Origin of the sequence: Natronolimnobius sp. AArcel1, assembly GCF_011043775.1 — an archaeon.
In the GTDB taxonomy this organism is placed as follows: domain Archaea; phylum Halobacteriota; class Halobacteria; order Halobacteriales; family Natrialbaceae; genus Natronolimnobius.
In genome coordinates, this window is record NZ_JAAKXY010000012.1 from 1 (window position 1) to 12191 (window position 12191).

A 12191-nucleotide genomic window follows, 5' to 3' on the forward strand; every position below is an offset into this window, starting at 1 on the left:
CCCGAAGAGTTTCAATCCCGTACTGGGTTTTCGGTCTGTTGCAACCTTTAGGACTGTGCCGTAGTCCTCGTCAGCGTCGTCGTGTTTCAATCCCGTACTGGGTTTTCGGTCTGTTGCAACTTTCGCGGTGCATGGCCACACTCAGGGCAAACCTTGTTTCAATCCCGTACTGGGTTTTCGGTCTGTTGCAACAGATCGTCTACTTCTTGCCATTCAGAGGCGGACGTAGGTTTCAATCCCGTACTGGGTTTTCGGTCTGTTGCAACCTCATGGTTCCTCCTGAACAGTATCCGTGTGAGGGTAGGGTTTCAATCCCGTACTGGGTTTTCGGTCTGTTGCAACGCTCCGGTCAGCCACTATTAATGACTGTGCGGATCGGTTTCAATCCCGTACTGGGTTTTCGGTCTGTTGCAACTCTGTATTATCCCGCTAAAATCCCACGGCGCTACAAGTTTCAATCCCGTACTGGGTTTTCGGTCTGTTGCAACAGTACCCCCTCCGTCGCTGTTTCTCTTTCCGATTGTTTCAATCCCGTACTGGGTTTTCGGTCTGTTGCAACAGGGGGTTGAGATAGCGGGAGCAAGCAAATAATTGTTTCTCCAGCCATGAGAGTTGCACCCAACTTCGTGAAAGGGGGCTGTACAGCGCCTTTAAGAGGGTCGATGAAGCTGGGATTAGGGACTGCTAGTTCGAGCCAACGACAGCAACTCTCCGGAGAAGGCAATACGAATTCGTTTGGCCTTTGCACTCGTATCCGACTCAATGAGACCTGCGTCCTCGAGGTCATTCACGTGCCGAATAACGGTACTCTTCGACTGACCCGTTTCGTCCGCAATTGTAGACAGTGAAAGCCAGTCGCCAGCCGTGACGATGGTCTCGAATGTGTCTGTCGTTCGACTCGGAACCCCTGCAGTCAGGTCTGGTAGTGGCCATTCCTGAACTGTATTATCGATGTCGCTGAAGAACAACGCGTTGTCGACCGTTTGTGACAAGACGAGTGCTGCGACTGTCAGCGGAAGTAGCACATCCCGTGGACCTCCACCAAGCGAGACGATTGCGTTGCTATCCGAGTCGATATCAGCAAGGACTGTACAACAGTCACGGACTGTCGCCTCGAACGTTTCCGTAGATATTCGCTCAATTGAACAGGATGCCATCGGTTCAATTTCCTGCAGCAACTGTTCGACATCTGCAACTGCTTGCATTGCCTGTTCCGTGTCGGATTCCTCACTGGGACGCAACAAGACTACCGTATCCTCAGCTCCGAGGCCCGTCTTCACCACTGGCCGAGTCACACGACGGGTGTCGTACCCAATCGGCGAAATATACGTTCGCACGTGTTTCACGATTCGGACGAGTTGCAAATACCTATCGCTGCAAAACAGTGGTACGTTACAGGCTGAAGAACATTCTGCTGCATATATCTGTCTCCTTTCAAACAATACTAAGTAGGTCCCTTCCAAACGTCGAGTATGGCAATAACCGACGGGAGGGACGCAACGTCCGCCTCGCGGGTACGGCGGGTGACAGCGACACTCATGCCTGAATCCCGGTTTCCCGTTCCAGAGTCCGATGGATACTCCGTCTATTCAGCATTGCTGTCTGTCCTATCGGATGTTGACGCCGAGATTAGCACGAGCGTACACGACTCACCGATGGGAAGCCTCCACTGTAGCGGATTACAAGGCCCATTCGGCGAAAGCAATAGATCTCACCACAAGACGCTACTCCCTGGCAAGACCTACGACCTGTCGCTCGGGATCGTCCACCCCGACGACACCGACGTCTTCCAAGCGCTCGTGAACGCGCTTGTGCTTGAAGGTGAGTCTATCGAACTAAGCCATGGTGAATTGCGAGTGGAGCGCTTCGAAAGTGAGAACACGACACACGCAGATATCCTCGAGGAAGCAGCTGGCGTCAGCGATCCCAGACTTGAGTTTGACTTCCGGACAGCAACCTGCATTAAGGAAGCAGGGTCGGTCACGACGATGTTCCCAACGAGACAAGCCGTTTTCTCGAGTCTTCTAGGGAAATGGAACCGAACAGCGCCCGACGATCTGGAAGTCGATATCGACCGGGAGACGATTTCGTCATCCGTAATCGAGAAACCAGATGACTCGAGTTATGAAACTCACAGCGTGGTTGTGAGCCGGTTCGAAAATAACGATGGGCACAAGAGAATGAAAAAGGCACAGGGGTTCTCGGGACACTGCACATACGAGTTCAAGAACGCGAGCGACAGTGTCCAAAACGCTATGACGGCACTCGCATTGTTCGGGGAGTACAGTGGGGTAGGGAGTGCTGTGGCTCGAGGGTGTGGGAATGTCAATGTCCAGGTGTTGAGTGAATGAGTGATAGTTCAGACAATGAACAAAGAGAGATTGATGACTTTAGCTATGCTGCTGAAGAAGAGGACCAGCCACATACAAATGAGAAGTCACAATCAGGTATTGCATCCCTTCCAGAAGAGGTAATTGCAAATCCTGACGAGGCATTTGCTCCCGATGAGACATTATCTGACGAACAGGCAGCACTAAACGAGGTCTTCAAGGAGTATCTTTCCGAGATTGATGGAAAACTTATCGAGGCCGGTTGGCTATACCTCCCGAATAAGAGCACCGAGTACGGGAAGGTCGACCAATCGATGCTCAATCACACCCGAAATCTCGTTTTCTTCCTCCACCGGCTCGCGACTCAGGCAGAACCGGCCGGCCTCAGACCAATATCTCCAAAAGAGTTGCGTCACCTCATCGCTCTTGCAGTCATTCATGACTATCACAAACTCCGTGATGAAGATGAGAATCGATCAGAGCGATTCAACATTACAATCGCAGAATTAGAGCCTTTCATTGACGAACTCTCTCTCAAGGAGTTCAGTACCGAGCCTTCAGAAGAGAATTCAGCACTCGAGATGCAGGACTTTCGCTCCTGTGCTGTGGATCATCACGCGACCAACAATGCGAAATCGACGAACGTGACTCTTCGATGGGAAGAATATCGGCCATTCATCCGGTTAGCAGATGGAATGGCGTCTTCGACCACGCCAGAAGAGGCGGCGAACGAAAGAGCACAAAAACAGTTTCAAGAATGCTTCCCAGGCGCGGGCGTTGAACTGGCTCATCACCGAATCGATCACGTAAGTGGCATTTTCACGAATCTACTTAATGCTGCAGTTGATGAGCTCCTTGAAGAAAAGTATGATCACACGCTTCTCACTATCTATCAGGATGGGTGTGTGTATCTTGCGCCGCAAAATTCATGCCCTGAACTCACTGAAAACTTTGTAGATGCAGTTTATAAGCGATTGAGCGATAACATCAGTGATTCACATCCTACATACAGTAATACAGATCTTCTTGCAGAAGACATTGCGACGGTAAATCTCGGACATTATAGCCTAAACCCCTCTCAGTTCTTTTATGCTGGTTCTCAACGAGTAACACAGGCGATTATAAAAAAGGGAGTTAATGATGGCTCTATTGAAGAAGGGCCGACTGATTCGGCTCTGGAGTCGATGGAATTGTTGGAGGATGATCTTGGTAGAGAGTTATACAAAACAAGCCAGTTGTATGGGATAGCACGGTTTGTAAGCACTATCCGCAGAGGAATTCTTCCAACATTCCTTGATGATTCTGGGATGAAGTCTGAGGAGGGATTACGTGCGACCGGTTACGTCCTCAATCTTCCAGAGGATGTTGCAGAAGAACTCATTTCACTTCCACCTGATGTCAAAGATCGGCTGGTAAGCGGTAATAAATGGGAATTCTCATACGTCTTCGGACAAGCATTGCTCAAGAAACACGGCCAGGGAATAAAAATTAGTGAAGCGGAATCGGAGCTAATTCAAGATATTGAGAACGGCCTTGATTCGCTTGCAGATGAGTCGAACTGGATGGAAATTCTTCGAGAAAATCATTCTGGAGGATACCGCTCAGAGGTGGTATCGTTCATCCAGAAACATCTCCGAATAGGTAATGGATTACAAGGGGAAGCGGGCGCACTTACAGACACTTTCCATCAGTATGCAGAAACCTCTCGTCGTGGACGGATTTGCTCACTTTGTTCTGGTGGGCTAAGTAATAGACACAATCTTGGTGATATGCAGCCATCTGATGACGTCACCATGATTCGTGGAGGGTTCACGAACCGGGATCCAGTTGGGAGTGGTAAACGAGATAATCGAGTGGTATGCGTCCCGTGCCAAATTGAACTTTCGCTACGTGGTGCGGCTAGTAACAATCGTTACACTGGCCGACTATTCGTTCACCTCTCCCCAGATTACTTCTACACACCATTTGCATGGCGATTATACAACCGGATAATCAATCAGTTTACCGGCGATAATCGTGTCCGAATTGGTCGGCTCGCCGAGGCGGTTTTCGATATTGAGGAACCAGAGAAGTTCAATCAGGTGTTAGTCGAACTCACTCAAGATGATGGGGGTCGACCAATGATTGATTCGCTCTCCGGCGGGTTCGATCAAGAGGCTCAATATGGCGCACAAGTTGTTGGGTACTTCAAAGAGTTGTACGATGATGACACAGGAAATGATACCGAGTTCCAATTCTTTGGGGCCTTTCTCGCCCTCGCAATCAGTTCTCACACGGGAATGCGAGTATATCTCAGCGCGTCTCCAATCCCGGAGACGCAGTCGCGTGACTTCCGAGAATTCGTAAAGATCGGAGGTGGATTCAGTCAAGTGACCGCGTTCTACGGAGATGATGTTCCACTCTCAGAGTTACAAGGCCGTCTTCGGTCTGCAGCGGCACTAATCAAACTCGGTCACGCCTTGCAGGGAAACTCTCGAAAGGATTCACTATTCGCAAAGTATCTTCGGGTAACTCGCAACGAGTTGCTCCCGGGGTCACATCTGCTCAAACGAGCAGCCCAATCCTCAGATGAGGGGCCGTATATTCCTGCCCTGATGAGGTATGCTGTTACGCTCGATGAGCAAGCCGGCATCAAGCAGCACGGTTCAAATATGAGTGATACACCACACAGCCGCGTCACACAACTCGCTGATTTAGCCTACGATGCAATCCGTCCCGCAAGCGGTCACGGGCGAAAACCCCATCGCGTCGAGCGAGTCTTTCGCGAGAGTGTGAAGGCGGTCTCAAAGACAGGAGAACAGCTTAGCCGAGACGACTACGTGATGCTCGTCTCGGGTCGACTGCAGAAAATGCTTGACCGACAGGCGGGGGACGGCGTTTACCCAGTCAGTACAGAAATGTCGAACGCTGGAACATCATTACAGGAACGCATCGAGAAGTATTCCGAATTCTTCGTCGATGAGATCCTCTATGGTATCGCCAATGGTCGTCCCTCACAGCTGAAACGACTAAAGAATAACCTTGCCGATGGGTTCTTTGGTGCAACGCTCAGGGCAGAAACGAGATTCTACGAAGAGCGTGACCAAGAGACCGAGACCAACGACGCGGACACGGAGATGGAGTAACCAATGCTACCAGAATCAGTCACTACGGCGCTAGAGAGCGGTACCGTTCCGATCGACGAAATGACGAACACGCCAGGAACCAACTACACAACGATCCTGGTACTCAGAGAACTCGAGAGTCACGCAATCTTCACGACGAACGGCCAAGACGCAGACATCGCGTCACTGTCGGTTGTCAAAGATGACTCGAGTATAGAGTATTCGCCAGGAATAATGTTCATGCGTAAACAAACCGGTAGCGACCGTCGCATGGGCAAGGCCATCCAGCGCGAACTGCTGGATTACGAGGAAGAGGACTCGATGGAGGTAAACAACATGAATCCCCGTTCAGTCGAGTCTGCTCTCTATGGGAGCGCAGCAAGCGGCGATGATGACGTCGATATCGGCGTTACCTCGCGAGTGATGTACGACACAGCGTTTAGCGTTCGAGATGCAAGCGCGTGTATTGACGAGAAGTTCCAGAACGCACCGGGTGAGGATTACGCCAAAGGTTCTCGTTCGACCATCCGTGAGCCGGATTTCTTCGAACCGGGTTCACTCTTCCCGTGTGCAATTACCCTCCGAGACGCCACACCTGCCGAAGTGGCATTTGTCGTAGCGATTACGAAACGAAACAAGCGATACGGTGCAGCAACGACTCGGCTCGGACGCGTCAAAAACCACATCCTTGGCGTGTACACTGGCTCCGAGGAAGGGCCCTCGAACCGAGAACTCACAGCAAACGTCATCAGGTCGTTCGCTACAGAGAGCGATTATACGTTAAGTGACGTCGTTCAGTCACCAGCGCTCGATATTTCGGAGGCAAGCGAGTACGTTCGAGATGCTTACGACGCTGCTTGTACAAAAGGAGTTGCACAGAACCCAGTTGACCAAGCAGTCGTGAACGAACTCATCGGGATGACTGCAGATGACGAACTCGAGGCTATAATGGAAGCTCAGCGCCCGCATTCTGAGGAGTTTATCGATAACGCAATCAAAACTGACGGGGACTGACGGGGCTGTTATGCAGGTTATCGAAGCAACGCTTACGACGCACGGAAAAGTGGGATTCGCCTCACGAGAGGTGGGTCGAATGACCGATACAGACCCTTGTATCCTGAACACAGCGCTGCATTACGCCCTCGGCCTTGCGAGTGGACGATACGTGGACGTGAACCACCAGCCCACCTACATCGAAGATACCGCTGATGTCGTCAATGAAGTGTACGTCACCCCGGCGGCTCCCGCTCGAATCGAACGACAAGGTACAGCTCGTACGGAATATCTCACGACAAATCGGAACGCTCGAAGCGATACATATGCGACGCCAAACTACCCAGCAACTGACGACCCCACAGGTCGTGCTGATAAGAATCTCCCGACGTTCGAGCGTGAGCGGGCGTTAGCACCCGAGAACACGTTCCGTTTCTACGTCTTTCCGTACGGGCAAGACGCGAGCGAAGTAGCTACGCGGCTCCCGTCGTATATTCGGCTCGGGAAGAAGAGAGGAAAGGGACACGTTAGCTATCGAATCGTTGAAGCCGAGCGTCGGTCGGGTACGTTCAGTCTCGGACATCCGCTAAGCGTATACGATCACGACACAACTCCGACTGGTGGTGTCGTGATGAAACAGATGCAACCAACACCGGTCTGGTTCGAAGGGGAGTTTGACACTGACCACTACGCAATTGAACCCCCATACCGGAGCGAATCGAGGATCTGTTACCCAACCGGGGCGAAATTCCTTGCAACAAAACGGGATGATGTCTAATCCCGATCCAGTCACGTTCCAGCTTGCTGGACTTGGACTTCGTACGTATCCGGGTGAGTATCCGGTGGACGGTATCACACCGTACCGACACCAGTGGGCACTCCACGATGCGCTTACAGCCCGTGAGCCCGGGACATTCGTAAACGATGCCCCCACCGGCGGGGGAAAAACGCTCTCCTGGCTCGCACCTGTGATTTCAGAAGGGCTGTCAACAGTCGCAGTCTACCCAACAAACGCCCTCATCGAAGACCAAAAAAGGAATATTTCTGATTTATTGAATGATGTCGATGGTGGAAATGATTGTCAACTATTGGCAGTCACCAGTGAAACACTCCAGAACAAATATGCGGAGCAATTTCCCGAAGCCAGTTCGAACGGGAAACGTCTCTCGTTGCTGCTGAAGCAAGCCTTCTCTAGCCGGAAGACCGTTATCCTTCTCACGAACCCCGACATATTCGTATTGCTCCGACGAGAGATCTACCGTGAACGAATTGGGGAAATTAAGCGATTTGAAGTTGCAGTCGTTGACGAGTTCCATCGGGCAACACGAAAAGAGCGGAATACGATGCTCTTTCTCCTCGACGAGATGTACGATACTAACGAGTCTGTTTGTCGGCTAAATCACCTCGTCTTCCTAAGTGCAACCCCAGAAGTGCGCCTCGAAAAGCAGTTCGAAGAGGCGATGGTTGCACCATATTATCGAGTCGAAGACTTTGGCTGGCGAAATACTCCTCACCCCGCAATCTCAAGGGAGACACCATCAACAATATCGTTTTCACCGGGTGATTTGCCTGCAGACTACCGCGCGGTCTTACCCCCTGTCGATTTATTAATTGAGCCAGCACCGACGTTCGGAACCGCGACAAAAATGCTAGACAACGAGGAAGTGGTGTTGGAACGATTGGCCACCGGCCGGACGGTTATCATGCTCGATGGAGTTCACGAAATTGATCGCGTGTATGATCGCTTATGTCGTACGGATCTCACTCGTGTAGAGCGAATCGACGGATTTCACCGCGAAGGCGTTCGCGAGAAAATCAACACGTTCGACACGTTAGTGAGTAACTCTGCCGTCGAAGTCGGTGTCGACTTCGATACAGATCAGATTGTATTCTCGGGCCACGATGCTGCGAGCTTCTTCCAGCGCCTTGGACGACTTCGTACCCGTTCTGACCGTTCTGCCGCGTTTGCATACGCACCTCCCTATCTCTTTCATGATCTCGAACCGCTTGCAGACAGTCTCAGCCGACAGTGGGTTAATCGCACAGAGTTCGAAAAGTGCATCAAATCAGCCTATGTCGATTCGTCCACGCCCGCTTCGTTTGACTGGCGGTACTCTGCTGTAGAGGCCTACGATCACGTCGAAGAGCGAGTAGAAGATGCACCATCCGATGACCAACTGGCCGTTCGAAAGACTGGTTGGTATCGGATTGAAAGTCACTTTTTTAATAGAGAACAAGAGGGCCTCTCTGAAAGCGATCTCCAACGGATACATGGGGTAGCTGATTCAGAACTCCTCGAGACGTTGAAAACATACCGAGGGGAAAGCGTCCAGACGCTTGTATACAACCAGCGCTCACAGACTGTTCAAACGTACAACCTTCCGTACCTTCTCCGACATTCTGATATTTCGTTCCACACTCGAGATGACTTCTTAACTCATCTGCCAGACGAACTCATTGACCAAGTGTCAAGATTAGAACCGTACAGTAGCGGCTACTGTATTTACCGAGGAGATTTCCAACCATCCGAAATAGATTCTGATCAGGCCGCTGGGAGGCTTTTCACGTACAAAGCAACGGGTGAACTCTACAGCCTTCTGAGTGATCATCCTCGAGATATCCGTACACCAGAGGTCTGTACTGGTTTAGAGGTTGAAGTGACACCTAGCGTTAACGGTGTGGATATATTAAAGGATGACCTCTCCACCGACCAGATCCTTTGTTATCCTCTCGAGGGGCATGTCTCACAAATTCAGAACCAGTACTCGCTCGGCTCATTTGGCTTCATCTATCCACTTCTTTACTCAGAGGGGGAAGCAGCAGTGGCATTTGGCCATGACGCCCTATATCTCCATTGTCGTGTCCAAGACAGAATACAGGAAGAGTCGAGTACGTTCGATGAGGTGCTCGATTTTTGAAGTCGCCACCGACCGTTGGACAACGAGACGAACTTGTTCACGTTAGTGCGTTGAATGAGTTCGTATACTGTCCACGCCGGTTCTATTACCAGCGATACCACGACGAGATTGGTACTCCGTACGAACTCGTTGATGGTCGATCGAAACACCAGAATCAATCGAGCAGAGGAGGATGGATCACTGAACGATACTTCAGAGCTGACGAGCTCAAGCTACACGGTAAAATCGACCTGATAGAATCGGGAGATGAAGTTTTTACTCCAGTTGAGCGGAAGCGTTCGGAAAGTGGGCAATACTACCCGAGCGACGAAGTGCAACTCACCGGCTACTGTATGTTACTTGAAGCCGCACTCAACGAGCCAGTGAATGTCGGTTATATCTATCTGTACTCGACTGATACCCGACACGCGATTCGAATCACAAAACAGCATAGAGAAACAGTTCACAAGATCGTATCGAAAATATTGGAGATGACTGTTGACAACCAACCTCCATTCACCGACAACCCGAAGAAGTGCGAGGCTTGTTCCGCCAGAGAATATTGCATGCCCGAAGAAACAGCACGCTTAGAGCCCGAGAAAGCAGCCGGCACTGGCTGGGAGGATCAGATATGAAGGAATCAGAAGGGATGTACGACGAGGCTGTCCTCTTCGTAACGAAGCAGGGCGCACAGATTCGCGTCGACGGCGGCCGGATCATCGTCTGGGACGTTGATGGCGACGAGGGAGAGCTTGCATCGCGTCCGATGGGCAAGATCGACACGATCAACGTCTTCGGTGGGGTGAATTTCTCAACCCCGTTTGTCGCGAAGGCCAACGAGCACGGGATCATCCTAAATTACTTCACCCAGCATGGGAAGTACCGCGGCAGTTTCGTGCCAGAGAGGAACACGATTGCGGAGGTCAGGCGGGCGCAATACGCTCTCTCGAGAGAGGAAGAGCTCGAAATTGCGAAAGCTATGATTTCCGGTAAGGTTCGGAACGGACGCACGCTGCTCTCGCGCAAGGGTATCCACGGAACGGATGTGTTGAAGGACCTCGGCACTCGAGTCGGAAGCGCCCAGAACAAGGACGACCTCCGGGGAACCGAGGGCGAAGCGGCCGAACGGTATTTTGCAAAACTCGACGAGACGCTAACCGATGGGTGGACATTTGAGAAGCGGACGAAGCGCCCACCGGAAGATCATATCAACTCGTTGCTCTCGCTTACGTACGTATTCATGAAAAACGAAGTACTGTCTGCTTTGCGTCAGTACAATCTCGATCCGTTCCTCGGTGTGCTTCATGCTGATCGCCATGGTCGTCCGTCGTTAGCACTCGATCTGCAAGAAGAGTTTCGCCCGATCTTTTGCGATGCGTTCGTTACACGGCTTGTCAATCGCGGTGTCGTGACTCACGATAACTTTCGGGATGACAATCGATTGAGCGACGATGCGTTCAAAACGTATCTCTCAAAGTTCGACGAATACATGCAAGAGGAGTTCACTCATCCCCACTTCGAGTATACCGTTTCGCGACGGAAGGCCATCCGGCAACAATCAATCCTTCTCCGGAAGGCAATTACAGGAGAAATGGACGAGTATCACGCACTTACGTTTGACAGATAACGATGCGTCTCGCAATCACCTATGACGTTAGTAAGGACTCGAATCGGCGACGAGTGTACCGGACGCTCGAGCGCTACGGTGCCTGGAAACAGTACAGCGTATTCGAACTGGAGATTTCGAAGACCGATCGTGTTGAGTTAGAAGACGAACTTGAATCGCACATTGAGCCGTCCGACGGTGATCGAATTCGGATCTACCGACTTTGTGAATCGTGTGTCGACGCGATCGAGGATATTGGCGATTCACAGCCCAGTGAGCAGTCGAACGTTATTTGACCTACTTGGTTTCGTGCGGCTGTTTTCATCAATCCTTATAAATGACGTGTACAGCAGTAGTCGACGAACGTAGCAGCAGTATTCAGGGCACAAGAAACGTTTATTAGCTCTATAGCCGTATATCAACCCCCTGTTGCAACCGATAGAAAACCCAGGACGGGATTGAAACTCGACGACGAGTAACCGATTGTCATCTCGAATGTCGGGTTGCAACCGATAGAAAACCCAGGACGGGATTGAAACTTGATGCTCCCAGCCAGTCCGTCTGGCATCGGGTTGCAACCGATAGAAAACCCAGGACGGGATTGAAACACGGTCTCGCCTGTTGGTGGGACAGTCACGTCTCGTTGCAACCGATAGAAAACCCAGGACGGGATTGAAACCTCATCCCGCACGCTCGAGACGGCCACAACGTCTTTGTTGCAACCGATAGAAAACCCAGGACGGGATTGAAACTTATAGAGACATTGGACAGTACGACAACGACCTCTTGTTGCAACCGATAGAAAACCCAGGACGGGATTGAAACTTGGCTTGGTCACGGTCCATCACGGCCTTCCGCTGTTGCAACCGATAGAAAACCCAGGACGGGATTGAAACTTCCGCTCGCCGTTGGCCTTCGCATCCTCATACAGGTTGCAACCGATAGAAAACCCAGGACGGGATTGAAACATCCTGAACGGATCCGGCTGGCTCGCGAGAAATACGTGTTGCAACCGATAGAAAACCCAGGACGGGATTGAAACTTGACGTGGCTTCCACCCAGACGCTATCAAATCTTGTTGCAACCGATAGAAAACCCAGGACGGGATTGAAACAGTACACGCGCTACGAAATCCATAACACTGGAGAACCGTTGCAACCGATAGAAAACCCAGGACGGGATTGAAACGGTGGCAAGCGCGGTCGTGGACAGTCTGGCAACGAGTTGCAACCGATAGAAAACCCAGGACGGGATTGAAACG

General features: G+C 51.2%; 9 protein-coding genes and 2 CRISPR repeat arrays. Of the genes, 8 read left to right on the forward strand and 1 reads right to left on the reverse strand.

Features of this window, described 5'->3' with window-relative positions; genetic code table 11:
• The first annotated feature begins 8 nt into the window (after window positions 1-8).
• Window positions 9-559: a CRISPR direct-repeat array (repeat unit 37 nt; unit sequence GTTTCAATCCCGTACTGGGTTTTCGGTCTGTTGCAAC).
• Window positions 560-674: 115 nt separating this feature from the next.
• Entirely contained in the window at window positions 675-1346 is a 672-nt protein-coding gene (csa3, locus tag G6M89_RS21850; protein ID WP_343162673.1) for a CRISPR-associated CARF protein Csa3, read from the reverse strand.
• A gap of 126 nt (window positions 1347-1472) precedes the next feature.
• On the opposite strand from csa3, the gene cas6 reads away from it, so the two are divergent.
• From cas6 to cas2, 8 genes are read left to right on the forward strand one after another with little or no spacing between them, the layout of a single operon-like run.
• Window positions 1473-2351 carry a CRISPR system precrRNA processing endoribonuclease RAMP protein Cas6 gene (cas6, locus tag G6M89_RS21855; protein ID WP_165164016.1) on the forward strand — a complete coding sequence of 293 codons (879 nt, stop codon included), beginning with the start codon at window positions 1473-1475 and terminating at the stop codon, window positions 2349-2351.
• Window positions 2348-5455, forward strand: a complete 3108-nt coding sequence (cas10d, locus tag G6M89_RS21860) for a type I-D CRISPR-associated protein Cas10d/Csc3 (protein ID WP_165164017.1) — start codon at window positions 2348-2350, stop codon at window positions 5453-5455. Before cas6 ends, cas10d begins: the two co-directional genes overlap by 4 nt.
• Before the next feature lie 3 nt (window positions 5456-5458).
• Window positions 5459-6448 (forward strand): type I-D CRISPR-associated protein Cas7/Csc2, encoded by a 990-nt coding sequence (gene cas7d, locus G6M89_RS21865; RefSeq protein ID WP_165164018.1) that lies wholly within the window; start codon window positions 5459-5461, stop codon window positions 6446-6448.
• Window positions 6449-6458: 10 nt separating this feature from the next.
• The gene (gene cas5d, locus G6M89_RS21870; RefSeq protein ID WP_165164019.1) at window positions 6459-7205 is read left to right on the forward strand and encodes a type I-D CRISPR-associated protein Cas5/Csc1; all 747 of its coding nucleotides are present in this window, start codon (window positions 6459-6461) and stop codon (window positions 7203-7205) included.
• Window positions 7198-9345 (forward strand): type I-D CRISPR-associated helicase Cas3', encoded by a 2148-nt coding sequence (gene cas3, locus G6M89_RS21875; RefSeq protein WP_165164020.1) that lies wholly within the window; start codon window positions 7198-7200, stop codon window positions 9343-9345. Before cas5d ends, cas3 begins: the two co-directional genes overlap by 8 nt.
• Window positions 9342-9959, forward strand: a complete 618-nt coding sequence (gene cas4 / locus G6M89_RS21880; protein WP_165164021.1) for a CRISPR-associated protein Cas4 — start codon at window positions 9342-9344, stop codon at window positions 9957-9959. The genes cas3 and cas4 overlap by 4 nt, the downstream gene beginning before the upstream one ends.
• The gene (cas1, locus tag G6M89_RS21885; RefSeq protein WP_165164022.1) at window positions 9956-10951 is read left to right on the forward strand and encodes a CRISPR-associated endonuclease Cas1; all 996 of its coding nucleotides are present in this window, start codon (window positions 9956-9958) and stop codon (window positions 10949-10951) included. The genes cas4 and cas1 overlap by 4 nt, the downstream gene beginning before the upstream one ends.
• 2 nt (window positions 10952-10953) lie before the next feature.
• A complete protein-coding gene (cas2, locus tag G6M89_RS21890) occupies window positions 10954-11226 on the forward strand; it encodes a CRISPR-associated endonuclease Cas2 (protein WP_165164023.1) in 273 nt (90 codons plus the stop codon).
• Window positions 11227-11358: 132 nt separating this feature from the next.
• Window positions 11359-12190: a CRISPR direct-repeat array (repeat unit 37 nt; unit sequence GTTGCAACCGATAGAAAACCCAGGACGGGATTGAAAC).
• The last annotated feature ends 1 nt before the right edge of the window (window position 12191 follow it).